Source organism: Halococcus salsus (genome assembly GCF_009900715.1).
GTDB lineage: Archaea > Halobacteriota > Halobacteria > Halobacteriales > Halococcaceae > Halococcus > Halococcus salsus.
This window is the reverse complement of record NZ_JAAAJC010000001.1, coordinates 387126-413760: the sequence shown is the minus strand read 5'-3', so window position 1 is coordinate 413760 and position 26635 is coordinate 387126. Positions and strand designations below refer to the sequence as shown.

The window sequence follows — 26635 nt, the reverse complement described above, 5'->3', positions numbered from 1 at the left end:
GTACCCAGCTTCGATCAATGGAGCGAAGCGAAACCACGGCGACACCCGACGAGTCGACCGTTGACGACCTTCGCCCGGAAGTCGAGGCACACCGCGACCCGAGCTACGACGTGGACCCGCTGTTCGTCAACCGGTGGTCGCCGCGCGCGATGACCGGCGAACCGGTCGCGGAGGCCGACCTCATGGCCCTCTTCGAGGCCGCGCGGTGGGCCCCCTCCTCGTACAACAACCAGCACTGGCGGTTCGTCTACGCCGCCCGCGACGACGAGGCCTGGGACGACTTCCTGGCGCTCGTGAACGACCACAACCAGGAGTGGGCGGCCGACGCGGGCGCGCTCGTGGTGATCCTCTCGAAGACCACCTTCGACCACAACGGCGCGCCGGTCGCGAGTCACTCCTTCGACGCCGGTGCCGCCTGGGAGAACTTCGCGCTCGAAGGCTCGCGCCGCGGGCTCGCGGTCCACGCGATGGGCGGGTTCGACCACGAGGCCGCCGCCGACCGCTTCGACCTCGACGAGGAGTACGACGTGGAAGTGATGGTCGCCGTCGGTATCCACGACGATTCGGACGACGCGGACGAACACCCGAACGACCGGAAACCGCTGGACGAAGTCGTCTTCGAGGGCGATTTCACACCCGATGCGGACTGAACCGCGAAAACGAATCGAGAACGATCGGAGCGGTCGGCGCGCGCTCGCGACCGGTCCGAACGATAGTGAGGGCCGGTCGCGGACACTGTGCGAGGGATGAGCACCGGAGTGAGCGGTGCGAGGTTCGACTGAAAGGAGAACCTCGATTGCGAACGGGGAACGAAGTGACCCGTGAGCGACGCGAACGAGGAGCGCAGTCGGTTGGGGAGGCTCGTGGCTGATGCGGGGCGGTGGCGGTGCGGGGCGGTTCTCGTTTGAATCGGGTATTGCCGCAGCACTCGTATCGTGGCTGATCCAGACAACTGTTCGAAGGCACAAAGCAAACGAAGCAGGTCAGCTCCTCCTTAGAGATCGAGTACCGTACGCGCCGCGGTCCGCCCGCTCGTTATCGCGCCGTGGATCGACGACCAGTCGGTGTAGTCACCCGCGAGGAAGACCGGGCCATCGGGCGCGTCGGCCGCTGGAAGCCCCCGATAGAACCCCGGCGGCTGGGCGAACTGCGCGAACTCGATCCTATCGGTGGCGACCGGCGAGAGGTCGAAGCGACGGTCGGGGTACCACGACGCGAGCGCCCGGCGGACGCGGTTCGCGAGGGCGTCGTCGCTTTCATCGGACGTCCCGAGGAACGTCGCGCTGAGGAGGTCCCGACCCGAGGGTGCGTACTCGGGGGCCACGTTCGAGAGCGGAGCGACGTGGTTCGGTTCGTCGCCGGCGGCGTTGAGCAGGAGCTTTCCGCCGGTGGGGAGCCGCTGGTCCGAGGGATACGAGAGGTACTGGGTCACACAGCCGCGCGCGTCGGTGGGAATCGACTCGACACCGGTGAGGTCGCGAGCCGCCGGCGGGTCGGTGGCGACCACGACCGCGTCGGCCTCGCGGGTTTCGGTCCCGAGCTCGACCCGCGCACCGTCGTCGGTGGCCTCGACCGATTCGACGGTCGTCCCGAGGGAGAGGTTCACACCAGCGGCCCGTGCGCCGTCGGCGAGCTGGGTCGTGACCGCGCCCATCCCGTTCGCGGGTACCGCGATGTCGCCCGCCGCGAGCATCCGGAAGGTGTACTCGAACACCGCCGCCGAGGTCGAGAGGTCGCGGTCGAGCGTGATGCCGCCGTAGAAGGGCGCGAAGAACGACTCGACGAACCGCTCCGAGAAGCCCCACTCGTCGAGGTAGTCGGCGACTGACTGGTCCGGACCGGCGAACGCCTCGCTCTCCCGGCGGTCGGCGAGCGCACGCCAGAGTCGGACGACGCGGAGTTTGTCGCCGAGGGTCGCGTCGGGAGCCGCCACGGTCGCGGGGAGCGACCGCGGGTCGCGCCGAGGATCCGCGAGGGGGCGCGTGGAGCCGGGACGCGCGAGCGTCGCGCCGGGGGTGAACGCCCGGAGGTCGAGGGATGCGAGGTCGAGTTCGCGTCGCACCCCGGGATAGGCGGTGAACAACACCTGGAACCCGCGGTCGAGGGTGTAGCCGTCCACGGTGCGGCTTCGGACCCGCCCACCGGCGGTGTCGTGGCGCTCGATGAGTTCGACGTCCAGCCCGCCGGCCGCGAGGTGGCGCGCCGCCACCAACCCCGCGAGCCCGCCGCTGACCACGATGACGTTCATGGACGAATTCGTGGTGGGAGGGGCAAAACCGCTGGCATACTCGAAGCCTCATGTGACGCGCTTCGGTTCACGCGGGCGACTGAAGCGTTGGGTTGCATCGGTGACTGATTCGTCTATGGCGAATCCCGACGCAACTGAGAGACCGCCACCGCTCCGCCCCGCTTCGGCCACACGCCTCCCCAGCCGACTGCGCTCCTCGCTCCCGTTGGTCGCTCCGGTGCTCATCCCTCGCACAGTGTTCGCGGTCGGTGCTCACTTCGTTCGCACACGACCGCGAGCGCGCACCAACCGCTCCGACCGCAACCGTACCGCAGCCACACCACAACCGTACCGAACTGCAACCGCGCCACGACCGCTGGCGGTCGATGGGGATTCTTGGGGGTCCTCGTCGCCGGGACGGGAAGCGATTAGTCGTTCGCCGCGGAAGGCCGGGCATGGAAACCACGGCGGCGTTCACCGGCCTCGTCTGCACCGACTGCGGACAGGACCTCGACGCGGCGACGGCGACCCACGGCTGTCCCGACTGCGGCGGGATACTGAACCCGACCTACGACCTCGACGTGGTCGATCTCTCGCGCGCGGACCTGGAATCCCGGCCGTTCGACGGCATGTGGCGCTACGAGGACCTCCTGCCGTTCCCTCGGGATGCGGCGGTCACGATGGACGAGGGCACCACCCCGCTGGTCGAGTGTCCCGAACTCGCCGACGAGCTCGGCGTCGGGCGCGTCGTCGTGAAGGACGAGGGTCGGAACCCCACGGGGAGCTTCAAGGACCGCGGCCACGCGCTCGCGGTCTCGGCGGCGGTCCAGCACGGCGCGAGCGACGTCGCGCTCGCCTCCGCCGGCAACGCGGGCCAGTCGGCCGCAGCCTACGCCGCCCGTACGGGGCTCGACTCGCACGTCTTCGTCCCCTCGCGCGCGAGCTTCGTCAACAAGGCGATGATCAACGTCCACGGTGGGGATATGACCGTCGTTGAAGGGCGATTCACCGACGCCGCAGCGGCCTGCACCGACGCGATGGCGGACGAGGACTGGTACTCGACGAGTTCGTTCAGCACACCGTATCGCCACGAGGGCAAGAAGACGATGCTCTACGAGATCGTCGAACAGCTCGACTGGGAGGTCCCCGATAGCATCGTCTACCCGACCGGCGGCGGGGTCGGGCTCGTCGGGATGCACAAAGGGGCCAAAGAGTTCCACGAGTTGGGCCTCATCGACGAGCTGCCCGCGATGTACGCCGCCCAGTCGAGCGGCTGTGCCCCCATCGTCGAGGCGTGGGCGGACGGGTCGGACCGGCACGAGACGTGGGACGTCCCCGACACGATCTGTGGCGGGATCGAGATCCCCGACCCGGGCGCGAGCCCGCTGATCCTCGATGCGCTCCGCGAGTCCGACGGCGGTGCGGTCGCCACGCCGGACGACGAGATCCTCGACAGCGCGATCACGGTGGCCCAGCACACGGGCTTGGAGATGGGCGCGACGTGTGCGGCGGCGGCGAGCGGCGCGTGGAAGCTCGCCGAGGAAGGCGAGTTCGGTGAGGACGACACGGTGGTCCTGATGAATACGGCGACCGGCAACAAGGAGGACGACATCCTCCGGAGCCACCTGATGGGCAAGGGACTGTAGAATCGTAGAACTGGAGAACGCCCCCGAAATCGGCGTTCACGACCGCGACAAGCTGTGGGGTTCCTACGCGTGCCCCTCGGTAGCTTGCCCTCGCGTGGCCAACGTAGTTCCCCACGGCCGTCGACGATCGATAGCGATGGCACGGGACTTCACCGACGACGACCGCGGTCTCTCGGTCGTCGACCACGACGGCAATCGCGTCGGGACCGTCGACGACGTTCGGGACGACACCGCGCTCGTCGACACGAGCGGGAGCGACTCGGGCGTCCTCGACACGGTCAAATTGGCGCTCGGCTGGAGCGACGACGACGAGACGCACGAACTCCGCCATGACGACGTGGAGACGGTCAGCGACGAGCACGTTCGTCTCCGAAACCTGTAGAGCGGAGCCGAATCGGTCGTTTTTCGATACGACACCGTCGACAGGGATCGATGTAATCCGTGATGAGCGAGTCGTGTGGGCCGAGACCGACGACGGTTCGCGCGGCTCCCGGCGAGGGAGGAGCTGTCGGCAGAAATCGGATTACGCGCCGAGGAGTTCGTCGTAGCGCGCGCCGGTCTGTTTCAGGGTCGCCGTCGAGCGAAGGCGTTCGTGGTCGTAGGGGAGGTATTCCCGTTCGAGCAGGTCGATCTGTTCGGCCACGGCCTCGGGGTCGCGGCCGTGGATCATCGTGAAGAGGTTGTAGGGCCAGTCGAGCTCCGGGCGGCGCGGCCGGTGATAGCAGAGCGTCACCGCGGGGAGCGCGCCGACCTCCGTTCCCCTGGCATCGAGTTCGTCGTCGGGGACGTCCCAGACGACCATGCAGTTGGCGTCGAACCCCGTCGCGACGTGGTTCACCACGCAGCCAACCCGCTTGAGACAGCCCGTTTCGAGGAGTCGCTCGATCGCCGAGAGCACGTCCGCGACCGGCGCGTCGATCTCGGTCGCGATGTCGCGGTAGGGCGTCGTCGTCAGCGGGAACCCCTCCTGAATCGCGAGCAGGAGCTTCGCGTCGAGTGCCGAGAGGTCGCCCGCCGCGGACTCGCTCATCCGGGTCGCCTCGACCGCATCCTGTCCGACGGCCGACTCGCGGGCGAAGCGGTCGGCGTTCACGACGGGGAACTCCAGATCGATGTAGAAGTCCGTGAGCATCGGGAGCGCGAGCACGGGACAGCCAGTTCGCTCCTCGATCTCGGCGAGGATCGCGTCGCGGGTCTCGCGCGTGCCCGCGGTGACGACGAACCAGAGATTCCAGTCGTGGTCGCGACGGTAGTTGTGGTTGACCTGGCGGTACTCGTTGACGACCGCCGCCACTTCGTCGAATCGTTCGGTGGGGGCTTGGACCGCGGCGAGCGCCGACGACCCGATCACGGGGGGGTTCAACACCGCGCCGAACCGTCGGAAGATGCCCGCCTCGCGCAGACGCGTGACGCGGGCGAGCGCCTCGTCCTCGCTCACGCCCAGCTCCGCGCCCACCGCCCGAAACGGCCGTTCGCGAACCGGGAAGCCGCTCTGGTACTCGTCGATCAGTCGGACGTCGACGGGGTCGAGGTCGGCCCGCCAGTCGTCCGCCAGCGAACTCATTGCGCCGTCTACGGTCCGGGGAAACTACGGTCTATCGGTTCCGGGCGCTTATCCGCCGCGCGCACCCCCCGTCGACATGAACACGGATCCGGAACGGGTGGCGCTCGTCACCGGCGCGACCAGCGGTATCGGGCGGGCGGTGGCGCGTCGACTCGGGAGCATGGGCTGGCGCGTCGCGGTGACGGGTCGCGACGCCGAACGCGGCCGACGCACCGTCGAGGAGGTCGAAGAGGTGGGTGGCGAGGGCGCGTTCTTCCGGGCGGACCTCGCCGAAACCGAGACCGTGGCGGCGCTCGCCGACGCCGTGCGCGATCGCTACGACCGGCTCGACGTGCTGGTGAACAACGCGGCGTGCTCGCCGGGCGAGCGCCGGCTCACCGACGACGGTCACGAGCGCTCGTTCGCGGTCAACCACCTCGCGCCGTACCGGCTGACCCACGACTTGCTTCCCCTACTCGCCGCGAGCGCGCCCGCGCGGGTGGTCACGACCGCCTCGACCCTGCATCGCCGCGGGGAGATCGACTTCGACGACCTCCGGCTGGATTCGGGCTACGACGCGCTCGACGCCTACGCCCGCTCGAAGCTCGCGAACGTGCTCTTCACGACCGAACTCGCCGCACGACTCGGCAAGGGCGTGACCGCGAGCGCCGTACACCCCGGATTCGTCCCCGGAAGCGGGCTCTACCGCGACGCCTCGCTCCGGGTTCGGACCGGCACCCGTCTCGCGGCCCGCCTTCCCAGGGTCGGTACCTCGGTCGAGGACGGGGCCGACGGGCTGGTCTACGCCGCCGTCGCGCCCGCCGCCGCGACCCGTTCAGGGGCCTACTACGAGGGCACCCGACCCACCGAGCCGGACCCGCGCGCCAACGACGAACGGCTCCGCGAGCGCCTCTGGACCCAGAGCGCCGCGATGGTCGGCGTCGACCCCGACTGGCCCTGAATCGAGCGCGCCGCTGCCGTTCCGTCCGGCGGCGCGGTTCGGTGCGGATGCTGTGGCGGTGCGGTGCGGTTGGCGCGCGCTCGCGCTGGATGGGAACAAAGTGAGCATCCAGCGCGAACACTGTGCGAGGGATGAGCACCGCAGCGACCAACGGGAGCGAGGAGCGCAGTCGGCTGGGGAGGTGTGTGGCCGGTGCGGGGCGGAGCGGTGGCGGTCTCTCAGTTGCGTCGGGATTCGCCGTAGACGAACCAGCTCTCGTCACAAATTCCGGTTGATCGCCGACTGTCCGGACCTCAAATTGTTGATCGCCGTTCGAAACCCATCTAATCCCTTACTCCTCGCGACCGGGGATCCCGCGCTCGGTCATCGCGTGGGCGTCGAGCACCTCGTCGGCCTCGTCCTCGTCGAGGTAGCCCTCGCCGACGACGACCTCGCGGATGGTCTTGTCCTCGGCGAGCGCCTGTTTCGCCACCTTGCTCGCGTCGTCGTAGCCGATGTGGGCGTTGAGCGCCGTGGCGAGCGCCATGCTCTGTTCGACCTGGGTTTCACACCGCTCGCGGTTGGCGTCGAGTTTGTCGACGAACTTCTCCGCGAACGTCTCGCTTGCGTTGGCGAGCAGCGAGATGGATTCGAGGGTGTTGTAGGCGATGACGGGTTTGTAGAGGTTCAAGTCGATCTGGCCGCCCGCCGCGCCGGTCGAGACCGTGGCATCGTTGCCGACGACCTGGGCGTGGACCTGGTTCACCGACTCGGCGACGACGGGGTTGATCTTGCCGGGCATGATCGACGACCCCGGTTGGTTCTCGGGCTGGTCGATCTCGCCGAGGCCGTTGCGAGGCCCCGAGGCGAGCAGCCGGAGGTCGTTCGCGATCTTGTTCAGCGAACCCGAGACCGTCCTGAGCGCGCCGTGGGCCTCGGCCATCGCGTCGTGGGCGGCCTGGGCCTCGAAGTGGTCGACGGCCTCCTCGAAGGGGAGTCCCGTTTCGTTCGAGATGTACTCGGCCGCGAGTTCGGGGAAGTCGGGGTGGGTGTTGAGGCCCGTGCCGACGGCGGTCCCGCCGAGCGCGAGCTCCGAGAGGTTCCGCGTGGTGCGGCTCACCCGCGAGATGCCCTTGTCGATCTGGCTGCGGTAGCCGCCGAACTCCTGGCCCAGTCGGACGGGAGTGGCGTCCTGGAGGTGGGTTCGACCCGTCTTCACGACCGTGTCGAACTCCGCCTCGCGCTCGCCGAGCGAGGCCCGGAGGGTTTCGAGCGCCGGGACCAGATCCCGTTCGATGGCTTCGAGCGTGGCGATGTGCATCGCCGTGGGGATCACGTCGTTCGAGGACTGGCCGAAGTTGACGTCGTCGTTGGGGTGGACAGCCTGAGATCCGACCTCGTCGCCGACGATCTCGCTCGCGCGGTTCGCGATGACCTCGTTGGCGTTCATGTTGGTCGAGGTCCCGGAGCCGGTCTGGAAGACGTCGACCGGGAACTGGCCGTCGTGCTCGCCCGCGATGACCTCGTCGGCGGCGTCGGCGATCGCCTCGGCGGTCTCCGCCTCGACCAGCCCGAGTTCGCCGTTGGCCTGCGCGGCGGCCTTCTTCACGACGCCGAGCGCGCTGATGAACCGTCGGCTGAAGGTGAACCCGGAGATCGGGAAGTTCTCGACCGCGCGCTGGGTCTGTGCGCCCCAGTAGGCGTCGGCCGGGACCGCCATCTCGCCGAGGCTGTCCGATTCGGTGCGATAGTCCTCGTTGCTCATATCTCGCCGCTGTCGGGCGGGATGGTTAAACCCACTGGAACCGGCGACTCGGACTCGTCCTACTCGTCGTACTCCTCGGGCGTGTAGGTCTGGATCTCGAGCGCGTGGATGTCGGTGGTCATGTGCTCGCCGAGCGCGTCGTAGACCATCTGATGCTGGGCGACGAGCGTCTCGCCCTCGAAGGCGGGCGAGACAACCGTCGCCGCGAGGTGGTCGTCCTCGACCGCACGCGCGCCCCGAACGGTGGCCTCCGCGTCCTCGATACCCTCCTCGATGAGTCGCTCGACTTCGGACGTGTCCATAGGGATCGGGAGCGCGCCGGGCCTAAAACCCTCACGTCCAGCGGTCGAGGCCCGACTGGACGACCGACTCCTCGATCCGCTCGAAACCCCGGTCGACCTCGCCCTCGGGGATCTCCCACTCGTCGGTGACGTAGGACCGGGCCGCCGAGAGGTCCGGCGAGATGTCGGAATCGAACGCGACGTCGGTCACGTCGGGGTTCAAGAAGAGTTCGCGAACGAGGTCGGCGTTCTCGACGTACTCGTCCTCGGCTTCGAGCGCGGCCCAGAGGTCGCCGTGTTCGCGGATCAGCTTGACGGCGGTCTTCGGCCCGACCCCCGAGACGCCCTCGTTGAAGTCGGTTCCGCAGAGGATGCCGACGTCCACGAGGCCCTCCCACGTGAGGTCGTGCTCGGCGAGCGTGGCCTCGAAATCCATGCACTCGGGGTCGCCGCTGGAGGTGAGCTTCCGGAGGGTTCGTGGCGACCCGAACAGGAGCGTATCGTAGTCCTCGCTACCGGCGTAGTCCACGGTATTGGAGCGGGCCATGTGGGCGGCCTGGGCCTCGCCCTCGGCGGGGGCTTCGATCACTGGCACGTCGAGCAACGAGAGGAGTTCGCGGGTGGTCTCGTGGATCGTGTCCGTGAGGCGCTGGGTGCGGGATTCGAGCCGGGCGGCCTCGATGGCGTTTCCGGCCTCGCGGGCCTCCGCCGCGCGTTCCTCGACCTGCTCGCGCTCGGCGCGCCGCTGTTCGATCTCGTCGGTCTTGAGCTCCGTCACGCCGCCGTCGAAGACGAACACCGGGGTGATGTCGTGTTCGAAGAACTTGGGGAGCCCCTGAACGACGCCCATTAGGTTCGCGACCTCCTCGCCCGCAGCGGTCGTGTAGACCGAGTCGCTGGTCCACTTGACGGTGGTCGTGAGGTAGCGATAGAGCCAGTTGTGGGCGTCGATGGCCACCGTCGCGCCGGCGAGTTCCGAGAACCCGACCGGTTCGATGGCGGCGAGCTGGCGGAGGTCTGCGTTTCCCATTACGCCCGATAGAACGAGACCGCGCTTGAATCCCCCGTCACGCGCCCAACCGGGCCGCCATCCGTTCGCCCGTATCGAGCCCGCTCCGAAGTGCGAGGTGGACCCGTCCCTCGCCGGCCACCCAGTCGCCCGCGAAGAAGAGGTCGTGGTCCGCTGCTCGGTCGAGGACGTCCTCGTCCACGCCGTCGTCCGGTTGGGCGAGCCGCCAGCCCTGCGAATCCACCCAGTCGGGCTCCGCGAGCCGGTCGTCGTCGAGCAGGTCGGCGGTGGCGTCGGCCGCCGCGTCCGCGATCTGTTCGGTGGACTCGGCGTAGCGCTCGGTCGACCAACCGGGGGCCATCTGGACGATCAGCAACGACTCGCCGTCCGGGACGTGGCCCGGCTTGCACTCCTCACGCGAGAGCCAGCCGATGTCGTGCTCGCCCTCGGTGTTCACCAGCGCGTAGTACGGCGGATCGACCTCGAAGGGGTAGTGCAACACGGCCGTGAGGGTGGTTCGATCGGGAACCCGCCCGATGGCCTCGGCGAGCTCCGTCCGGAGGCTCGCGTCCCACTCGGCCTCGCGAAGGAGGGTCGCGGTCTGCGGGGCGGGCGGGGTGAGGAGGACGGCGTCGAAGGTCCCCAGGTCCTCGTCGTCGGTGTCCGTGAGTCGCCAGTGTTCGCCCTCGCGCGCGATGGTCTCGATTCTGGTTCGGAACTCGACGGTCGCGTCCGTTTCGTCGAACAGTCGGGCCGCGAGCCGGTCGATCCCCTCGCGGTAGGCCCACTTCCGCTCGTCCGAGTCCCGGCCCTCGCTGATGGTTCCCTCTCCATCGAACGTCCAGACCGGGTCCTCGATGTCGACGAGCCCGTCGGCATCCAGTACCTCGGTGACGATCTCCGTCACGGCCGGGTCCTCGTCCTTGAAGTAGTTCGCGCCGTAGTCGTAGTGACAGTCGGCCTCGTGGCGTGTCGCGGCCCGCCCACACACACCAGTACTCTTCTCGAAGACCGTGACGGTCGCCGCCTCGTCGAGTGCGTACGCCGCCGCCGCACCCGCCGCGCCCGCGCCCACTATCGCGACCTCGGTCATGGACCCCTCCGACCGTCGGTGCCCGTCGATGGGACGGCTCGAAATCCCGCCTCGCGGCCCCGGGAACGTTGCATACGCCCGCATCGGCCACGAGCCACATCACGGTTGGGGAGTCGGCTATCGATGGTTGGCGTGGCCGCTAACGGTGTGTTTTTGCGACCCCCCATCGCAGACGACCCATGGACGTGCTCCTGACGAACGACGACGGCATCGAGAGCACGGGGATCCGGGTGCTCGCCGACGCGCTCACCGAGATCGCCGACGTCACGGTGGTCGCGCCCGCGGAGGACCAGAGCGCCGTCGGCCGAACCCTCTCCCAGCAGGTCACCGTCACGGAACACGACCTCGGCTACGCCGTCGAGGGCACCCCCGCCGACTGCGTGGTCTGCGGACTCGGCACCCTCTGTCCGGACGTTGACCTCGTGGTCTCGGGCTGTAATCAGGGCGCGAACCTCGGCGAGTACGTCCTCGGGCGGTCGGGGACGATCAGCGCCGCCGTCGAGGCGACCTTCTTCGAGACGCCCGCGATCGCGGTCTCGCTCTACATCCCTGGACAGGACCTCGACTTCCACGAGTACGCCGCCCGCGAGAGCGAGTACGCGGAGGCCGTCCGCGCCACGGCCCACCTCGTCGACGGCGCGCTCGATTCCGGGGTCTTCGAGGAGGCCGACTACCTCAACGTCAACGCGCCGATCCCCGAGCGATGCGACGACAGCCCACCGTCGATGACCGTGACCCATCCCTCCGACGTCTACGAGATGGGGGCCGAACACGAGGACGACGCGATCGTCTTCAGGGACCGGATCTGGGGCCTGATGGCCGACGGCGACATCCCCGACCCGGAGGGTAGCGACCGTCGAGCGATCGTGGAGGGCCGGGTCAGCGTCTCGCCGCTGACCGCGCCGCACACCACCCACCGTCACGACGCGCTCGACTCGCTCGCCGGGACCTACGGCGACGCCCGCGAGTAGAAGGAGGTCTCGAAACGACGGCGGGCGGCTCGCCCTTCGTGCCGATCCGACGTCACTCGCGCGCCGGCGTGTAGGCCTCGTTGTGCGCCACGCAGTCGTGGAGGTCGTCCTCGCCGAAGCGCTTGAGGTGGCCGCCGACGACGTAGAGCGTCCCGTCGATCACGCCCGAGACCGCCCCGCCGCGGAGGTGGGTCGGCTCCGGGAGGTCGGTCTCGAACGTGTCGCTCGCGGGGTCGTAGCGGTGGGCGATGGGTTTGTAGCGGTCGATGGTCGACTCGCCCTGCCAGAACATCCCGTGGGTGAGGTACGCCCGACCGTCGATCACGGGGTTCGAGTGGGTCGCGTAGGTGCCCGCCATCGGCGTCGGGGTCGCGGACTCCCACTCGCCCGCCGCGATGTCGTAGCGGAAGTTCGAGTCCGTTGGGCCGGTGGTTCCGCGGAGACCGCCGATGGCGTGGAGGTACTGGGTCCCATCGACCTCGAACAGCGCGACCGTCGGCCAGCGTTTGGCCTCGGGCATCCGGGCGAGGTCGGGGTCGGCCACCCGCTCGACTTCGGGGTCGAACGTCCAGAGACGGCGCTCGTCGTAGGTGCCGGGGACCCCCTCGCCGTCGAGACCGTGGTCGGAGGCGGTGTCGGCGTCGTGGTCGCCGGTGCCGCCGCCCACGCAGTAGATGAGCCCATCCTGGGGGTTGTAGAGCCCGCCCATCACCCAGTTGGGGTAGGGACACCGCACGCCCGCCGACTCGGTGAGATCCGTCCAGCCCTCATCCGGTCGATAACGGAAGATAGCGTCGCTCGGCGAACCCGAACTGTAGGGGCTGTTGTCGGGCGCGCCGCCGAAGCTGTAGACCGCGTCGTCGGTCGCCACACCGCAGAGCCCCCAGAGCGCCCGTGGGAGGTCGGGCAGGCGTTCCCACGCCCCCTCCGAACCCGCCGCGGGGTCGTAGACGAACGCGTGCGCGGTCGCGTTGAGTTCGACCGCGGTCTCGATCCCCCCAAAGAAGTGGAGTTTGCCGTCGAGCACGCCGCCACCCGCGTCGCTGCCCACGACCGGCAGGGGCGCTTGCTCGCGCCACTCGCCGGACGAACCGTCAGAGGGTTCCGGGGCCGACGTCGCGGTCTCGGTGGCGGTCGGTTCGGCGGTCGCGGTCTCGGTAGCCGTCGCAGTCTCGGCAGTCGTCGCGGTTTCGGTCCCCGTTGCACTTTCGGTGGCCGTCGCGGTCGGGGTCCCGGTGGTCGTCGACGAAGTTTCGGTCCGCGGCGCGGACGACGTGGACGACGCGGTTCGCGGAGCGGTCGTCGCCGACCCGGTGGTGGACGACGGTCGCCCGTCGGTCGTGGCGGCTCGTCGGCCGGCCGTCGCCGCCGGCGACCCGGAGATGATGGTCTGTTCCTGGACGGCCGTCGTCCCGCCCGCGTCGGTGCGCTCGGACTGTGTCCCCGTCGGTGCCGAGCGAGTCGTGTTCGTTCCGTTCCCGGAGCCGTCGTCGTTGGTCCCGAACTGACAGCCGGCGGCTGCAGCGAGGCTCCCGATGGTGAGGGCTCGGAGGGCGGTTCGGCGGGACCACTGCGGGGGTTGGTCGTCGTTCATGGCGAGTCGTCGGGGTTGTCGAGAGGGGTTCGGGGGACTACGCGGCCTCTTCGTCTTCCTCGATGAACTCGGGGTCGGCGAAGGCGCTTTCGAGGCTGCCGAGGCCGTTGAGCCACTCGGCGACCGGCCCGTAGCCGATCTCCTCGACCGTCTCGGGTTCGAGCGCCGCGCCGTCGATGATCCGGGTTCCCGCCTGCGCACAGTGTTCGAGCGCGTCGTCGAACGCCTCGCGCTCCTCGGCGGCGCTCGCGGCGCTGAGCCGTTCGTCGATCGGGTTCTCGTCGACCCCCTCGGCGACGTAGAGTTCGGCGGCGTAGAACACGCAGACGAGGGAGGTCTGGACCCCGTCGACCAGCAGGAGCGTCTCCTCGTCCTCGATCTCGACCTCCGAGAGCACGATCTCCCGGATGTCGGCGAGCTCGGCGATCGCGGCCTCGTCGTCGAGTTCGCCGTCGTCGTAGTCGGCGATGACCTTCGTGACCGCGATCGCGGCGTCCTCCTGGAGGTTCCAGAGCAGGCGCGCGGCGTCCTCGTCCTCGGGGTCGAGCTCGGCCTCGCGCAGGCGGTCGAGCCAGTTCTGCCAGCGTTCGTCGGTGTAGTACGCCACTGGGGGTTCGCTCATACCTCCACGAACGCGTTGCTGTTGATAGGCCTTTTCGTTAGCCCGAGCCCGTGTCAATGCCGTACACCTGTGCCGGCGTCTCGACGTGGGCACGTCGCACGGCCTCGTCGTGGCCGTTTTCGAGCAGCCATCGCACCCGTCGCGGCACCGTCTTCGGCCCCAGAACCGCTCCCGGCCGGTCGGGGTCGTCGATGAAGTCCGTCTCCATCAGGAACGGTGCGCCCGCCTCGGCCGCGGTCTCCAACCGGTCCTTCTCGCTCATCACGCTCGGCATCGGGCCGGCGAGTCGCCCGTCCGCGTAGTGTTTCACCACGCGATGCGCCGGCAGCCCGCGCTCCTCGGCCCACTCGGCGACCTCGGTGAGATCGTCGGTGGCCTCGGTGTGGAGCTGGACCGCACACTCGTGGTCCGCCCCGAGCGCGAGCGCGTGCCGGAGCACTGCGTTCGAGGCGTCCCAGACCTCATCGCTGACCTCGTAGTGGGGCCGGCCGGACTTCAGTGCGAGCGCCGCCCCAGATGAAACGTACTCGGCGGCGACATCGAGGCCGGCCTGCATCAGCTCGCCCGCCGCTTCCGGGGAGAAGCCGCGGTCCGTGAGGTGGGTCACGAGCCCCGGATGCACACCCAGGACGGGCCACGCGCGTCCGTCGAGAACCTCGGTGGCCTCCTCGACCACCTCGATGGTGGTCTCGAACGCCGCTCGAAAATCGTCGGCATCCTCGACCTCGACACCGAGCGTCCACGAGGGTTTGTTGACCACGAGGAGGTGGGTGCCACCGACGTTCGCGAAGTCCGCCACCGCGTCGAGACCCTGCCCGTGGTCGGGGTCGAGGTGGAGGTGGTTGTCGAGGATCGGGGTATCGGGATTCATACGTGACCCACCGTCGGCGCGGAGAAGTCGATTTCCCTTCAGCCGAGCGTGACCGCGTCGTGGGCGGCGTTTCGGAGCGCGTCCGAGCGCCCGTGTTCGCCCGGCGCGATGACGAACGTCGCCACCCCTCGGCGGGCGGCGTGTTCGATCACGGGCTTGAAGTCCGTGTCCCGTGAGGCCACCGCGAGCACGTCGAGGTCGTCGATCGCGGCGGTGGCGTCGACCGCGAGTTTGACGTCGACGTCGCCGCTCGTCACTCGGACCTCGAACCCGCGCGCCTCGGCGGCCTGGATGAGTCCGGGCGTTGCGTGCTCGTCGAGGTAGAGTCGGGTGATCGCGAGGGTCCCCATCTCCAGCGCGGCGGCACGAACGTCGTCGAGGTCGACGTCGAACTCGTTCCGGAGGACGTTCGGGCCGTCGACGAACAGCCCGACCGATGGCTCGCGCTCGCCCGTCGACACCGCCTCCCGAAGGGAGTCGAGCATTGCACGCGATCGCTGCCCCCCGCTCAAAGCCGTGCCGGTGTTCGCCCGCGTCCGTCACCGGATCTGCGCCATCGGTTCCAGCAGTCGGTCCCCCTCACCCAGTTCGCGCGCCGCCCTCGACGACCTTATCGGAACCGCACTGCCACGGCCGCAGCCTCGCCGAACCGTTCTTCGGCCCGCTAGTTTCCCTCCGTTCAGAGTATTATTTAGAAAATTCTAAGTAATATTTAACACCGACACGTCCATCGGCTGGGGTGGAACAATGGTCGAACGACCCAATCGCGGTCGACGACGGTTTCTGAAAGCCATCGGTGCCGGCACACTGCTCAGCGGTCTCGGTGGCGTCGCGTCGGCGACGCCGGGGCGCGAACCCGGACCGAAGGAGGGGGAGGTCCTCGTCGGGGTTTCGGAGGCCGAGGACGGGATGCGAACCGCCGTCGAACGGTCGGTTCCCGGCAACGCCGAAGTCGTCCACGAGAACGAGGCGTTGAGCTACGTCGCGGTGAAGTTCCCGGCTCGGGCCGCTGCGGTCGCCCGAACGAACTTCATCGAGGCGGTCACGAAGGAGGACCACGTCAAGTACGCCGAGGAGAACACGACCTACGAGGCGCTCTACCGGCCGAACGACCCGCGCTACGACGACCAGTACGCCGACCAGCAGGTCGACGCCCCGACGGCCTGGGACGAGACCCTCGGGAGCTCCGACGTCACCGTCGCGGTGGTCGACCAGGGGGTGAAGTACGACCATCCGGACCTCGAAGGCAACGTGGCCGCGGACCCGGGCAAGGACTTCGTCGACGGGGACGCCGACCCCTCTCCCGACAGTCTCTCCGAGGAGATCCACGGCACCCACGTCGCGGGCATCGCGGCCGCGGACGTCGACAACGGGACCGGGGTGACGGGTATCGGCAACTCCACCGTCATCTCGGGGCGCGCGCTGAGCGAGGACGGGCGAGGCTCGACCAGCGACATCGCCGACGGCATCCAGTGGGCGGCCGACCAGGGTGCCGACGTCATCAACCTCTCGCTGGGTGGCGGTGGCTACACCCAGACCATGAAGAACGCGGTCTCCTACGCCACCGGCCAGGGTTCGTTGGTGGTGGCGGCCGCGGGCAACGACGGAACCGAGGGTGTCTCCTATCCTGCCGGGTACTCCGAATCGCTCGCGGTGTCGGCGCTCGACCCCGACGAATCGCTGGCGTCGTACTCCCAGTACGGCGACGCGGTCGAACTCGCCGCGCCCGGCACCAACGTCCTCTCGACGTGGCCCGAGCCCGGCACCCCCTACAACGCGATCTCGGGAACTTCGATGGCAACCCCCGTGGTCGCTGGCACGGCCGGACTCACGCTCGCGAAGTGGGACCTCACCAACACCGAACTCCGGAGCCACCTCAAGAACACCGCCGTCGACGTTGGGCTCTCGGAGCCCGAGCAGGGTTCGGGACGGGTCGACGCCGGCAACGCCGTCACGACCGACCCCGCGGATGCCGGTGACGGCGGCGACGGTGGTGACGGTGGCGGCGGCGGGGGTGATGGCGAGTCGACCACCGAATCCATCGGCGGCTCCCTCTCGGGGTCGGCGGACTACGACGACTACACCTGGTCGTGGACCTACGATGCGCCGAGCACGGTAACGGTCGAACTCGACGGTCCGAGCGGGACCGACTTCGACCTCTACCTCAACACCGGCACGAACTCGGCCGCCGGACCGAGGAACTACGATTACACCTCCCGCTCGCCGGGCAGCGACGAGACGGTCACCATCGACGGTCCCGACGCGTCGACAGCGCTCCAGATCGACGTCGACTCCTACAGCGGTGCCGGCGATTACACCCTCACGATCACCGAGTCGACATAGGTCTCGTCCGCCGAACTCTCGACCTATCCGCGTACCGTGGCGGTGTATGGGTCGTCCTCGACTCCAGCGAGGTTCGAACCACGACTGAAGTTGCAGATCGTCGATCCGCCACGGAACCATCCTTTCACGGGGCGAAGAGATATACTTCATATCTCCTTAGAAAACGGTTAACTCGAAGAGGCGGGAACCGATCCTCGATGGCCGAACGATCTGGACACGGTCGGCGAACGTTCTTGAAAGCCCTCGGTGCCGGGGCACTGATCGGTGGTTTCGGTGGGGTCGCCTCGGCAGCGCCCGGTCGTCAGTCGGGACCGAAGGAAGACGAGATCCTCGTCGGGGTCTCGGAGGCCGAGGGCGGGATACGGACCGCCGTCGAACGGTCCGTGCCCGGTAACGCCGAAGTCGTCCACGAGAACGAGGAGCTGAGCTACGTCGCGGTGAAGTTCCCGGACGAGGCCACGACGGCCGCTCGCACGAACTTCATCGAGGCCGTCACGAAGGAGGACTACATCATGTACGCCGAGCCCAACGCCACTTACGAGGCGCTCTACCGGCCGAACGACCCACGCTACGACGACCAGTACGCCGACCAGCAGGTCGACGCCCCGACGGCCTGGGACGAGACCCTCGGGAGTTCGGACGTCACCATCGCCGTGATCGACGAGGGGATCAAGTACGACCACCCGGACCTCGAAGACAACGTGGCCGCGGACCCCGGCGAGGACTTCGCCGACGGGGACTCGGACCCTTACCCCGACAGCCTCTCCGAGGAGGTTCACGGGACTCACGTTACGGGTATCGCAGCTGCGAGCGTCGACAACGAGACCGGAGTGACGGGCATTGGCAACTCGACGGTCATCGCGGGCCGTGCATTGGCCGAGGACGGGAGAGGCTCGACCAGCGATATCTCCGACGGGATCCAGTGGGCTGCCGACCAGGGCGCGGACGTCATCAACCTCTCACTCGGTGGTGGCGGGTACACTCAGACCATGAAGAACGCGGTGTCCTACGCCACCGATGAAGGCGCATTGGTAGTGGCCGCAGCGGGCAACGACGGTATCGAGGGCGTCTCTTATCCTGCTGGATACTCCGAATCGCTCGCGGTGTCGGCGCTCGACCCCGACGAGTCATTGGCGTCGTACTCCCAGTACGGCGATTCGGTCGAGCTCGCCGCGCCCGGCACCAACCTCCTCTCGACGTGGTCGGAACCCGGGATCCCTTACGATTCTATCTCGGGGACCTCGATGGCGACGCCCGTGGTCGCCGGCACGGCGGGGCTCGCGCTCGCGAAGTGGGACCTCACCAACGCCGAACTTCGAGACCACCTCAAGAACACCGCCGTCGACGTCGGGCTCGCGGATACCGAACAGGGCTCGGGGCGAGTCGACGCCGGCAACGCCCTCACCACGGAACCGGGGACCGGCAGCGAATCCACGATGGACTCGTTCGGCGGCTCCCTCTCGGGCTACCGCGACGCCAACGACCACACGTGGTCGTGGACGTACGATTCGCCGAGCACGTTACGGATCGAACTCGACGGCCCGAGCGATAGCGACTTCGACGTCTACGTGAACACCGGCACGACCCGGACCGCTAGCCCGGGGAACCACGACTACACCTCGCGGTCGATCGACGACGACGAGACGCTCACTATCGACGACCCCGACGACTCGACCGCGGTGCAGGTCAGCGTCGATTCGTACCACGGCTCCGGCGCGTACACCCTCACGATCACCGAGTCGGCGTAGATCCCGCGTAACGGTTCTCCAGCCGGTCGCCCATCACAGGCAAGCGGACGGTTGATAGTCGCGATGGCCCAACGGGCGGGTATGTCCGAGGACGACCCCCACGAACGCGACGTGACGCTCGCGAAGGAGAAGGAGGAGGCCGAACAGGAGACCGACGAGGCGGAGGAAGCCCGCGAGGCCGAAGCCGAACGGAAACAGGAGGAGGCCGCCGAGGGAGAGGTCGAAATCGAATCCGAACAGCGCGAGGCGGCCGCCCGCGAGGCCGAGAACCCCGACAACCACCGCGACGAACAGCCCCACAACAGCTGACCGCGCGGGCGAACCGACCGCTCGCGACCGACGACGATGCTTACTCTTCGCGACCGACGGCCGCGAGCAGTTCCTCGTGGGCCGCGCCGTTCGAGGCCACGAGGCCGTCGCTGTCGTGCCGCCACCGCTCGCCCGCGAGGTCGGTCACGGTGCCGCCGGCCTGGCGGATCATGTGCGCGCCGCCGACCGTATCCCACGGGCTCATCCCGGCGGTCGCGACCGCGGCCTCCAGCGAGCCACCCGCGACCGCCGCGAGCGTGGCGTGTGAACAGCCGAATCGCCGGATGTCGCCGAACCGGCTCGCGAGCGCCCCAATAGTGGCGGTGTAGTCCTCGAGCCGGCGCTCGCCGAGCAGGATCGGGACGACCGCGAACGTCTCCGGGTCCTCACGGTCGCTGACGTGCACTGGGTCGCCGTTGAGCCGCGTTCCCGAGCCGTCGGCAACGTAGGTGTCGGAGAGCGCGGGCAACACCGTCGCCGCGGCGACCGGTTCGCCGTCGAGGACCGCCGTCACGCTCGTCCCCCAGATCCGGAGCCCACGAACGAAGTTGCTCGTGCCGTCGATGGGGTCGATGACCCACGACGGTCCCTCGTCGGGGACTCGTTTCAGCGCGTCGTCCTCCTCACCGACGATCGCATCGTCCGGGAACCCCTCACGGATGGTCTCGATGACGCGGTCCTGAGCCGCGCGGTCGGTCGCGGTGACGAGGTCGGTCTTGCCGGTCTTGGTCTCGACCGAGAGCTCCCCGCGAAACGAGTCGAGCGCGAGGGCCGCGCCGGCTTCCGCCGCCCGCACCGCGAGGTCGGCCCGTCGGTCCGTATCGGTCATACAACCCGCTCGGCCGCACGCGGGCAAAAACCGTCGGTTGTGGCTCGCCCGCGGTCCACGGTCCCGGCCAGTTTTATCCCTCGCTGGCGAACGCCGGCCCGATGCTCGACCTCGGCGACTACTGGCTCGTCCGCTTTTGCTTCCGGCGTGCCCTCGGGCTGGTCTACCTCGTCGCGTTCCTCGTCGCCGTCAACCAGTACCCGGCGCTCCACGGCGAGGACGGTATCCTCCCCGCCGCCGACTTCCTCGACCGGGTGGCCGTTCGCGACGCGCCCGGCCTCTTCCAGCTCGACGCGAGCGATCGGGCTCTCAAGGTGTGTGCGTGGGCCGGCGTCGGCCTCTCGACCCTCGCCGTTACGGGACTCGCGGACGCGTTCGGTACCCCGTTCTCGATGGTCGTCTGGGGTGCGCTCTGGCTGCTCTACCTCTCCTTCGTGAACGCCGGCCGGACGTTCTACGGGTTCGGCTGGGAGTCGCTGCTGCTCGAAACGGGCTTCCTCGCGGTCTTCCTCGGTGGGATGCACACCGCCCCGCCCGACATCGTTGTCTGGTTGCTCCGGTGGGTGCTCTTCCGGGTGATGTTCGGCGCGGGCCTCATCAAACTTCGTGGGGACCCCTGCTGGCGGGACTTCACGTGTATGTTCTATCACTACGAGACCCAGCCGATGCCGAACCCGCTGAGCTGGTCCTTCGACAAGCTCCCGAAACCGCTCCACCGAGCCAGCATCGGGGTGCATCACGTCATCGAACTCGTGGTCCCCTTCTTCTACTTCGCGCCGCGACCGTTCGCGTGGGTCGCCGCGCTGGCTGGCCTGCTGACCATCGTCTATCAGGCCTGGCTGATGGTCTCGGGGAACTTCGCGTGGCTCAACGCCCTCACCATCGTGCTCGCGCTCTCGACCTTCGACGACGCGCTCTTCGAGGGACTTGGGGGATTCACCACCCCGGCTACCGTACCCGTCGGGACGCCACACCAGGTCGTGATTTACGGATTGCTCCTGCTGGTCGTCGTCCTGAGCTACTGGCCGGTTCGGAACCTGATATCGAGTTCGCAGTCGATGAACCGGAGCTTCGACCCGCTCCACTTGGTGAACACCTACGGCGCGTTCGGGTCGATAACGAGGGAGCGCTACGAGCTCGTCATCGAGGGAACACGCGACGAAGGCGAGGACCCCGAGTGGCGGACCTACGAGTTCAAAGGCAAACCCACGGATCCGGGGAAGCGGCCGCCGCAGTGGGCTCCCTACCACCTTCGGCTCGACTGGCAGCTCTGGTTCGCGGCGATGAGCGCGCGCCCGCGTCGCGAGTGGTTCCCACGCTTCGTCGAGAAGCTCCTCGACGGCAACGACCAGGTCGAATCGCTGCTGGCACACGACCCGTTCCCCGACGAACCGCCCAGCAGAATCCGGGTTCGGCGCTACCGCTACGAGTTCACCTCGCGCGCCGAGAAGCGCGAGACCGGCGACTGGTGGCGACGCGAGTTCGTCAACGAGTACTACGATACTGCCTCGCGGGGGACGCGCCGCTCCCGGGTGTTCTGACCAAGGTTCAAGTCGCGGTGGCATCTCGTCAGTCCGGGTGTGGTCGGCGCGCGCTTGCGAGCGGTGACGAGCGACAGCGAGCACCGCTCGCGAACACTGTGCGAGGGATGAGCACCGCAGGGAGTGAAACGAGCGAGGAGCGCAGTCGGCTGGGGAGGCGTGTGGCGCGTTGCGGGAGCGGTGGCGGGGATGTAGTGATTGTACTGCGAGTGACCGAGCGGAGCGAGGGAGCGAGCAGCCTTTTTAGTCCGCTGGAAGAGCTGCGCTCTTCCAAGCTCTGTCTCGCTTCACTCGACAGAACAGGTTTTTGCGAGGACCCTGAGTGAGCGAGTGGAACGAGCGAGCGAACGGGGACGAGGAAAAAAGTGGAAGTGGAAACGATTAGGTCGCGCGGCACGACGGCCTCGACATGGACCTCCGTGACCCACCGTTGGGCGACGAACACGCCGCCAGTGGCGCGAAGACCACCGAGTTCGGCGGTTGGGCAATGCCCGTCGAGTTCGACTCCATCCGCACCGAACACGCGGCCGTCCGTGAGGCGGCCGGCAAGTTCGACGTCTCGCACATGGGCCAGATCGAGGTGTCGGGGCCCGACGCCGTCGAGCTCCTGAATCGGCTCACCACCAACGACGTGGCGAGCCTCGACCCGGGCAAAGCCCAGTACGCGATGATCACCGACACCGAAGGAACGATCCTCGACGATACGGTCGTCTATCGGCTCCCCGCCGAGCACGACGCCGACTTCCTGTTCATCCCGAACGCGGGTCACGACGAGGAGATGGAGGACCGATGGGTCGACCACCGCGACGAGTGGGGGTTGGACGCCACCGTCGAGAACCGGACGACCGACTACGCGATGGTGGCGGTTCAGGGGCCGGAGGCGGTGGACCTCCTCGGGAAAGCGGTCGAGGGCGATATCGCCGACCTCGGGCGGTTCTCGGCGGGGGCCACGAGCCTCGACGGTGTCGAGTGTCTCGTCGCGCGCACGGGCTACACGGGCGAGGACGGCTTCGAACTCCTCGCGCCGTGGGACGAGGCGGCGGCGGTCTGGAACGCCCTCGACTGCCAGCCCTGCGGCCTCGGCGCGCGCGACACCCTCCGGATCGAGGCGGGCTTCCTGCTCTCCGGCCAGGATTTCGACGCCGAGACGAACCCCCGGAACCCCGTCGAGGCGGGCGTGAGCTTCGCGGTCGACCTCGACACCGAGTTCGTGGGTCGGGACGCGCTCGCGGCGGTCGCGGAGTCGGGCCCCGAAGAACGGTTCGTGGGCTTCGAACTCGAAGAGCGCGGCATCCCGCGCCACGGCTACGAGATCAGCGCAGAGGGCGAAACCGTTGGAACGGTCACGAGCGGCACGATGAGTCCGACACTCGGGATCCCGCTCGGGATGGGCTACGTCCCGAGCGAGTTCGCCGAGCCGGGGACCGAGGTGGGGGTCGAGATCCGCGGCGAGCCGAAAGACGCACGTATCAGGCCGCTCCCGTTCTACCAACGATGAGTTTCGAAGTTCCCGAGGACCGGCACTACCTGGAGAGTCACGAATGGGCGCGAAAGGACGGGGAGACCGCCCGTATCGGTATCTCCGCGTTTGCCCAGGACGAACTCGGCGACATCGTCTTCGTCGAACTCCCCGAGGCAGGCGACGCGGTCGCACACGACGAGGAGTTCGGCGTGGTGGAGTCGATCAAGGCGGTCTCGGACCTCTACGCACCGGTCTCGGGCACCGTCTCGGCGGTCAACGACGACGTCTTCGACGCGCCGGAGCTCCTCAACGACGACCCCTACGGCGACGGCTGGCTCCTCGAAGTCGACCTCGACGACGGGAGCGAGTTCGACGACCTGCTGGACGCCGAGGCCTACCGCGACCAGATCGAGTAGGTAGCCCTAGTCGGGCTTCATCGATCTCAGTGCTTCGACGTGGCCTTCACGCCGAGCGTCTGGGCGACGATCTTCCCGTCCCGGACCACGAACGTGTCGGTCGCGAACTCGTAATCGGTGTCCGGCGTGTCGGCCTCCCAGGTGATGTAGGCGTACTCGCCCTCGACGGTCTTCTCGGTCAGATCGAACGTTACGTCTGGCTGTTCGAACTCGGTGAACAGCTCGGTCTCGAACCAGTCAGCGATCGCCTCGCGCCCGTGGTGAACGTCGCCGTGGGTGATGACGACGGCGTCGTCGGCGTAGTCCGCCATCGTGGCCTCGATGTCCTGGTCGCCGAACGCTTCCAAGTGGTGGTCGAGAACGTCTTCGGTCGTGCTCATGGTCTCAGGGTTCTCCCCCGCTCGGCCTCGGGAGCGGGGCGGAACGATGGCTCGCCACGGTCTTAACTGTTCGTTCGGGAGGGTCGACCCGCCTCGAACGACGGTCTGATATGCCCACCCACGAAGGGTCTACCAATGCCGTCTCACGCCACTGGTGGGTGTTCTCGCCGATGAGTCACGACCGACGCGGTCCGGCTGCCGAAACCGGGAGTCCGTTCGCTCCACAGACCGCCGAGGAGACGGCGGCGATGCTGGACGCCGTCGGCGTCGAGAGCGAGGAAGCCCTGTTCGACATCCCCGAAGCGGTCCGCTTCGAGGGCGACCTCGGGATCGAACCACGCGGCGAACGCGAGCTTCGAGGCGAGCTGGCGTCGCTGCTCGACGGGAACGACGACCTCACCGAATTCCTCGGTCGGGGCCACTACGACCACTACGTCCCCTCGATGGTCGACCACCTCTCGGACCGGTCCGAGTTCCTCTCGTCGTACACCCAGTACCAACCCGAGGTCGCCCAGGGGTTCCTCCAGGCGCTCTTCGAGTACCAGTCGATGCTGGTCGAACTGACGGGGTTGGCGATAGCGAACTGCTCGATGTACGACGCCGCGAGCGCGCTCGGCGAGGCCGCGACGCTCGCGCTCCGCTCGCGGTCGGTGTCGGGCACGCGGATCCTGGTCCCCGAACAGCTCCAGTCGGGCCGGCGAGAGGTACTCGAGAACTACCTCACCGGGACCGACGCGGTCGTCGAATCCTATCCGATGGACGACGGCAACGTCGATATCGACGCGCTCGCGGAGTCGCTCGACGAGGACTGTGCGATGGTCTACGCCGAGAACCCCACTGTACGAGGGACCATCGAGGAGGAGCTCTCGACCATCGGCGACCTCGCGGCCGACGACGATGCGGTGTTCTGTCTCGGCTCGGACGCGGTCGCGCTCGCCCTCCTCTCCGAACCCGCGGCGGTCGGAGCGGACGTGGTGGTCGGCGACGCGGCGCTCGGCCTCGGGACCAGCGGCGGGATGGGCCTCGGGCTGTTCGCCTGCCGCGAGGACTTCCTCCGCCAGGTCCCCGGACGACTCGTCGGCGCGAGCGAGGATCGGAGCGGGAGACGGGCCTACACCCTCACCCTCCAGACGCGCGAACAACACATCCGGCGCGAACGCGCGACTTCGAACATCTGCACCAACCAGGCGTGGGTCGCGCTCCGGGCCGCGATGCACGCCGCGTGGCTCGGTCCCGACGGGCTGGTGAACCTCGCCGAGGACTGTGTGCGACACGCGCGCGACCTCGCCGAACGGCTCGACGGTATCGAGGGAATCACCGCGCCGGTCCACGACCGCCACCACATCCGGGAGTTCGCGGCGCGAACCAACCGCCCGGCTTCCGATGTTCGAACCGACCTCGAAGAACGGGGGTTCGCGGTCCACGCGATCGACGACCACCTGGTCCAGGTCTGTGTCACCGAGACGAACGTCGAGCACGCCGACGAGCTGGCCGAGGCGCTGGAGGTGGTCGCATGACCACGGTCGCGGCGAAGCCGCTCTCTACTCACGTCTGCTCGCGGCGGCGTAGCCGCCGCTCACATAGTCCGCGGAACCGACGGTTCCGCGCTGCTCGACACCGGAGGTGTCTCGCGTGAACTACGACCAGGCACGGTGGACCGAGGACGACGACCGCTACGAACCCCTCCTCGCCGAGAAGCGCTCGACCGAGGTCGCGGTCGAGGACTCCCCGCTGCCCGACGACCTCACGCGGGACGGGCTCGACCTCCCCGACCTCGCCGAACCCGAACTCGCGCGCCACTATACTCGTTTGTCGCAGATGAGCTACGGCGTCGAGAGCGGGCCGATCCCGCTCGGGAGCTGTACCATGAAGTACAACCCGGCGTTCACCGAGGACGTCGCCGCCCTCCCCGGTGCCGGGACCCACCCCGACCGGTCGGAGGGGACGGTGCAGGGCAACCTCGAACTCCGCTATCGACTCCAGGAGTATCTCGCGGCGATCGGCGGAATGGAGAGCGTCACCCTCCAGCCGCCGGCCGGGGCGGCCGGCGAGTTCACGGGGATCCTCGTGGCGAAGGCCTACCACGAACACCACGGCGAGGAGCGAAGCGAGATCATCGTGCCCGAGAGCGCCCACGGCACGAACTTCGCGAGCGCCGCGCTCGCGGGCTACGACGTGGTCGAACTCCCGAACGCCGAGGACGGGCGGGTCGACGTCGAGGCGCTCCGGGCGGCGGTGGGCGAGGACACCGCGGCGCTGATGCTCACCAACCCCAACACCTTGGGACTGTTCGAACGCGACATCGAGGAGGTCGCCGAGGTCGTCCACGAGGCCGGTGGACTGCTCTACTACGACGGCGCGAACCTCAACGCGCTGCTCGGTCGCGCCAGACCGGGCGACATGGGCTTCGACGTGATGCACTACAACGTCCACAAGACGTTCGCGACGCCCCACGGCGGCGGCGGCCCGGGTGCCGGACCGGTCGGCGTCGTCGAGGAACTCGCGCCGTTCCTCCCGACTCCACAGGTTCGGAAGACCGATTCGGGCTACGAGACCGTCGAACCCGAGCGGACGGTCGGTAAGGTCCACGGCTTCGCCGGCAACTGGCTCGTGTTGATCAAGACCTACGCCTACATCGCCCGGCTCGGCGACGCGGGGCTCGCCGACGCGAGCGCGAAAGCGGTGCTGAACGCGAACTACCTCGCGAGCCGGATCGACTACGAGATCCCTTTCTCGCCGTTCCACCACGAGTTCGTCGCGAGCGCCGGCCGCGATGCCGCCGACGTCGCACGGCGGATGCTGGATTACGGGGTTCACCCGCCGACCACGAAGTGGCCCGAGGCCGTCGACGAGGCGCTGATGACCGAACCCACCGAGGCCGAGACCCGCGATTCGCTCGACCACCTCGCGCGGGCGTTCGACCAAGCCGCGGCCGACGGCGACGACGCCCTCGAAGCCGCCCCTGAACGAACGGCGGCACGGCGGATCGACCAGGCGAGCGCCGCCCGGAATCCACGGCTGTCCTGGCAGGCGCTCGACGAGTAA

25 protein-coding genes are annotated in these 26635 nt (G+C 68.4%); 13 read left to right on the top strand and 12 right to left on the bottom strand.

The genetic code is table 11. The features are described 5' to 3' along the window. Nucleotides 1–17 precede the first annotated feature (17 nt). The gene (locus GT355_RS02155) at nt 18–650 is read left to right on the top strand and encodes a nitroreductase family protein (RefSeq protein ID WP_160133092.1); all 633 of its coding nucleotides are present in this window, start codon (nt 18–20) and stop codon (nt 648–650) included. Between the two features lie 344 nt (nt 651–994). Here the strand turns inward: GT355_RS02155 and GT355_RS02150 are convergent, their stop codons facing one another. After that, the gene (locus GT355_RS02150; protein ID WP_160133090.1) at nt 995–2248 is read right to left on the bottom strand and encodes an NAD(P)/FAD-dependent oxidoreductase; all 1254 of its coding nucleotides are present in this window, start codon (nt 2246–2248) and stop codon (nt 995–997) included. A gap of 434 nt (nt 2249–2682) precedes the next feature. Here GT355_RS02150 and GT355_RS02145 point away from each other — a divergent pair, with 434 nt between their 5' ends. Both GT355_RS02145 and GT355_RS02140 read left to right on the top strand, forming a co-directional pair. Continuing rightward, entirely contained in the window at nt 2683–3873 is a 1191-nt protein-coding gene (locus tag GT355_RS02145; RefSeq protein WP_160133088.1) for a threonine synthase, read from the top strand. Between the two features lie 136 nt (nt 3874–4009). After that, nucleotides 4010–4255, top strand: coding sequence for a hypothetical protein (locus GT355_RS02140; RefSeq protein ID WP_160133086.1), 246 nt, complete (start codon nt 4010–4012; stop codon nt 4253–4255). Between the two features lie 141 nt (nt 4256–4396). On the opposite strand, the gene ahbB is transcribed toward GT355_RS02140, so the two are convergent. After that, entirely contained in the window at nt 4397–5437 is a 1041-nt protein-coding gene (gene ahbB, locus GT355_RS02135) for a siroheme decarboxylase subunit beta (RefSeq protein ID WP_160133084.1), read from the bottom strand. A 76-nt stretch (nt 5438–5513) separates the two neighbouring features. Here ahbB and GT355_RS02130 point away from each other — a divergent pair, with 76 nt between their 5' ends. Beyond that, nucleotides 5514–6377 (top strand): SDR family NAD(P)-dependent oxidoreductase, encoded by an 864-nt coding sequence (locus GT355_RS02130; RefSeq protein WP_160133082.1) that lies wholly within the window; start codon nt 5514–5516, stop codon nt 6375–6377. A 331-nt stretch (nt 6378–6708) separates the two neighbouring features. Here GT355_RS02130 and GT355_RS02125 read toward each other — a convergent pair whose 3' ends face one another. Genes GT355_RS02125 through GT355_RS02110 form a run of 4 tightly spaced genes read right to left on the bottom strand, consistent with a single transcriptional unit; the run spans nt 6709 to nt 10504 of the window. Then, complete coding sequence (locus tag GT355_RS02125) at nt 6709–8121, bottom strand: class II fumarate hydratase (RefSeq protein ID WP_160133080.1); 1413 nt, start codon at nt 8119–8121, stop codon at nt 6709–6711. 59 nt (nt 8122–8180) lie between these two features. Beyond that, nucleotides 8181–8423 (bottom strand): BolA family protein, encoded by a 243-nt coding sequence (locus GT355_RS02120; RefSeq protein WP_120069972.1) that lies wholly within the window; start codon nt 8421–8423, stop codon nt 8181–8183. Between the two features lie 31 nt (nt 8424–8454). Then, nucleotides 8455–9432, bottom strand: coding sequence for a flap endonuclease-1 (fen, locus tag GT355_RS02115; protein WP_160133078.1), 978 nt, complete (start codon nt 9430–9432; stop codon nt 8455–8457). 37 nt (nt 9433–9469) lie between these two features. Further along, nucleotides 9470–10504, bottom strand: coding sequence for an NAD(P)/FAD-dependent oxidoreductase (locus GT355_RS02110; protein ID WP_160133076.1), 1035 nt, complete (start codon nt 10502–10504; stop codon nt 9470–9472). Nucleotides 10505–10683: 179 nt separating this feature from the next. Here GT355_RS02110 and surE point away from each other — a divergent pair, with 179 nt between their 5' ends. Further along, nucleotides 10684–11475, top strand: coding sequence for a 5'/3'-nucleotidase SurE (gene surE / locus GT355_RS02105; RefSeq protein ID WP_160133074.1), 792 nt, complete (start codon nt 10684–10686; stop codon nt 11473–11475). A 52-nt stretch (nt 11476–11527) separates the two neighbouring features. Here surE and GT355_RS02100 read toward each other — a convergent pair whose 3' ends face one another. From GT355_RS02100 to GT355_RS02085, 4 genes are read right to left on the bottom strand one after another with little or no spacing between them, the layout of a single operon-like run. Then, nucleotides 11528–13069: a Kelch repeat-containing protein gene (locus GT355_RS02100; protein ID WP_160133072.1), complete on the bottom strand. Its 1542-nt coding sequence runs from the start codon at nt 13067–13069 to the stop codon at nt 11528–11530. Between the two features lie 37 nt (nt 13070–13106). Beyond that, nucleotides 13107–13691: a DUF2150 family protein gene (locus GT355_RS02095; RefSeq protein WP_007692146.1), complete on the bottom strand. Its 585-nt coding sequence runs from the start codon at nt 13689–13691 to the stop codon at nt 13107–13109. Between the two features lie 37 nt (nt 13692–13728). After that, nucleotides 13729–14562 (bottom strand): TatD family hydrolase, encoded by an 834-nt coding sequence (locus tag GT355_RS02090; RefSeq protein ID WP_160133070.1) that lies wholly within the window; start codon nt 14560–14562, stop codon nt 13729–13731. Between the two features lie 38 nt (nt 14563–14600). Beyond that, nucleotides 14601–15047 carry an NYN domain-containing protein gene (locus GT355_RS02085; RefSeq protein WP_120069956.1) on the bottom strand — a complete coding sequence of 149 codons (447 nt, stop codon included), beginning with the start codon at nt 15045–15047 and terminating at the stop codon, nt 14601–14603. A gap of 262 nt (nt 15048–15309) precedes the next feature. On the opposite strand from GT355_RS02085, the gene GT355_RS02080 reads away from it, so the two are divergent. The 3 genes from GT355_RS02080 (at nt 15310) to GT355_RS02070 (ending at nt 18962) form a co-directional block, all read left to right on the top strand. Then, nucleotides 15310–16905: a S8 family serine peptidase gene (locus GT355_RS02080; RefSeq protein ID WP_160133068.1), complete on the top strand. Its 1596-nt coding sequence runs from the start codon at nt 15310–15312 to the stop codon at nt 16903–16905. A gap of 197 nt (nt 16906–17102) precedes the next feature. After that, nucleotides 17103–18653: a S8 family peptidase gene (locus GT355_RS02075; RefSeq protein WP_160133066.1), complete on the top strand. Its 1551-nt coding sequence runs from the start codon at nt 17103–17105 to the stop codon at nt 18651–18653. A gap of 81 nt (nt 18654–18734) precedes the next feature. After that, entirely contained in the window at nt 18735–18962 is a 228-nt protein-coding gene (locus GT355_RS02070; RefSeq protein ID WP_160133064.1) for a hypothetical protein, read from the top strand. A 40-nt stretch (nt 18963–19002) separates the two neighbouring features. Here the strand turns inward: GT355_RS02070 and GT355_RS02065 are convergent, their stop codons facing one another. Next, on the bottom strand, nt 19003–19791 hold the full coding sequence (locus GT355_RS02065) for an inositol monophosphatase family protein (protein ID WP_160133062.1): 789 nt from the start codon (nt 19789–19791) through the stop codon (nt 19003–19005). Between the two features lie 101 nt (nt 19792–19892). On the opposite strand from GT355_RS02065, the gene GT355_RS02060 reads away from it, so the two are divergent. The 3 genes from GT355_RS02060 to gcvH all read left to right on the top strand — a co-directional run bounded on the left by GT355_RS02060 (nt 19893) and on the right by gcvH (nt 23210). Continuing rightward, complete coding sequence (locus GT355_RS02060) at nt 19893–21332, top strand: lipase maturation factor family protein (protein ID WP_160133060.1); 1440 nt, start codon at nt 19893–19895, stop codon at nt 21330–21332. 409 nt (nt 21333–21741) lie between these two features. Next, a complete protein-coding gene (gene gcvT, locus GT355_RS02055) occupies nt 21742–22830 on the top strand; it encodes a glycine cleavage system aminomethyltransferase GcvT (RefSeq protein ID WP_160133059.1) in 1089 nt (362 codons plus the stop codon). Beyond that, nucleotides 22827–23210 carry a glycine cleavage system protein GcvH gene (gcvH, locus tag GT355_RS02050; RefSeq protein ID WP_160133057.1) on the top strand — a complete coding sequence of 128 codons (384 nt, stop codon included), beginning with the start codon at nt 22827–22829 and terminating at the stop codon, nt 23208–23210. The genes gcvT and gcvH overlap by 4 nt, the downstream gene beginning before the upstream one ends. Before the next feature lie 26 nt (nt 23211–23236). Here the strand turns inward: gcvH and GT355_RS02045 are convergent, their stop codons facing one another. Continuing rightward, nucleotides 23237–23590 carry a nuclear transport factor 2 family protein gene (locus GT355_RS02045; RefSeq protein ID WP_160133055.1) on the bottom strand — a complete coding sequence of 118 codons (354 nt, stop codon included), beginning with the start codon at nt 23588–23590 and terminating at the stop codon, nt 23237–23239. Nucleotides 23591–23760: 170 nt separating this feature from the next. Here GT355_RS02045 and gcvPA point away from each other — a divergent pair, with 170 nt between their 5' ends. Then, entirely contained in the window at nt 23761–25107 is a 1347-nt protein-coding gene (gene gcvPA / locus GT355_RS02040; protein ID WP_160133976.1) for an aminomethyl-transferring glycine dehydrogenase subunit GcvPA, read from the top strand. A gap of 115 nt (nt 25108–25222) precedes the next feature. Next, entirely contained in the window at nt 25223–26635 is a 1413-nt protein-coding gene (gcvPB, locus tag GT355_RS02035) for an aminomethyl-transferring glycine dehydrogenase subunit GcvPB (RefSeq protein ID WP_160133053.1), read from the top strand.

Bases quoted from the DNA above. Each gene is read 5' to 3' on its own strand.
- GT355_RS02155 (WP_160133092.1), top strand. From the start codon at position 18: ATGGAGCGAAGCGAAACCACGGCGACACCCGACGAGTCGACCGTTGAC.
- GT355_RS02150 (WP_160133090.1), bottom strand. From the start codon at position 2,248: ATGAACGTCATCGTGGTCAGCGGCGGGCTCGCGGGGTTGGTGGCGGCG.
- GT355_RS02145 (WP_160133088.1), top strand. From the start codon at position 2,683: ATGGAAACCACGGCGGCGTTCACCGGCCTCGTCTGCACCGACTGCGGA.
- GT355_RS02140 (WP_160133086.1), top strand. From the start codon at position 4,010: ATGGCACGGGACTTCACCGACGACGACCGCGGTCTCTCGGTCGTCGAC.
- ahbB (WP_160133084.1), bottom strand. From the start codon at position 5,437: ATGAGTTCGCTGGCGGACGACTGGCGGGCCGACCTCGACCCCGTCGAC.
- GT355_RS02130 (WP_160133082.1), top strand. From the start codon at position 5,514: ATGAACACGGATCCGGAACGGGTGGCGCTCGTCACCGGCGCGACCAGC.
- GT355_RS02125 (WP_160133080.1), bottom strand. From the start codon at position 8,121: ATGAGCAACGAGGACTATCGCACCGAATCGGACAGCCTCGGCGAGATG.
- GT355_RS02120 (WP_120069972.1), bottom strand. From the start codon at position 8,423: ATGGACACGTCCGAAGTCGAGCGACTCATCGAGGAGGGTATCGAGGAC.
- fen (WP_160133078.1), bottom strand. From the start codon at position 9,432: ATGGGAAACGCAGACCTCCGCCAGCTCGCCGCCATCGAACCGGTCGGG.
- GT355_RS02110 (WP_160133076.1), bottom strand. From the start codon at position 10,504: ATGACCGAGGTCGCGATAGTGGGCGCGGGCGCGGCGGGTGCGGCGGCG.
- surE (WP_160133074.1), top strand. From the start codon at position 10,684: ATGGACGTGCTCCTGACGAACGACGACGGCATCGAGAGCACGGGGATC.
- GT355_RS02100 (WP_160133072.1), bottom strand. From the start codon at position 13,069: ATGAACGACGACCAACCCCCGCAGTGGTCCCGCCGAACCGCCCTCCGA.
- GT355_RS02095 (WP_007692146.1), bottom strand. From the start codon at position 13,691: ATGAGCGAACCCCCAGTGGCGTACTACACCGACGAACGCTGGCAGAAC.
- GT355_RS02090 (WP_160133070.1), bottom strand. From the start codon at position 14,562: ATGAATCCCGATACCCCGATCCTCGACAACCACCTCCACCTCGACCCC.
- GT355_RS02085 (WP_120069956.1), bottom strand. From the start codon at position 15,047: ATGCTCGACTCCCTTCGGGAGGCGGTGTCGACGGGCGAGCGCGAGCCA.
- GT355_RS02080 (WP_160133068.1), top strand. From the start codon at position 15,310: ATGGTCGAACGACCCAATCGCGGTCGACGACGGTTTCTGAAAGCCATC.
- GT355_RS02075 (WP_160133066.1), top strand. From the start codon at position 17,103: ATGGCCGAACGATCTGGACACGGTCGGCGAACGTTCTTGAAAGCCCTC.
- GT355_RS02070 (WP_160133064.1), top strand. From the start codon at position 18,735: ATGTCCGAGGACGACCCCCACGAACGCGACGTGACGCTCGCGAAGGAG.
- GT355_RS02065 (WP_160133062.1), bottom strand. From the start codon at position 19,791: ATGACCGATACGGACCGACGGGCCGACCTCGCGGTGCGGGCGGCGGAA.
- GT355_RS02060 (WP_160133060.1), top strand. From the start codon at position 19,893: ATGCTCGACCTCGGCGACTACTGGCTCGTCCGCTTTTGCTTCCGGCGT.
- gcvT (WP_160133059.1), top strand. From the start codon at position 21,742: ATGGACCTCCGTGACCCACCGTTGGGCGACGAACACGCCGCCAGTGGC.
- gcvH (WP_160133057.1), top strand. From the start codon at position 22,827: ATGAGTTTCGAAGTTCCCGAGGACCGGCACTACCTGGAGAGTCACGAA.
- GT355_RS02045 (WP_160133055.1), bottom strand. From the start codon at position 23,590: ATGAGCACGACCGAAGACGTTCTCGACCACCACTTGGAAGCGTTCGGC.
- gcvPA (WP_160133976.1), top strand. From the start codon at position 23,761: ATGAGTCACGACCGACGCGGTCCGGCTGCCGAAACCGGGAGTCCGTTC.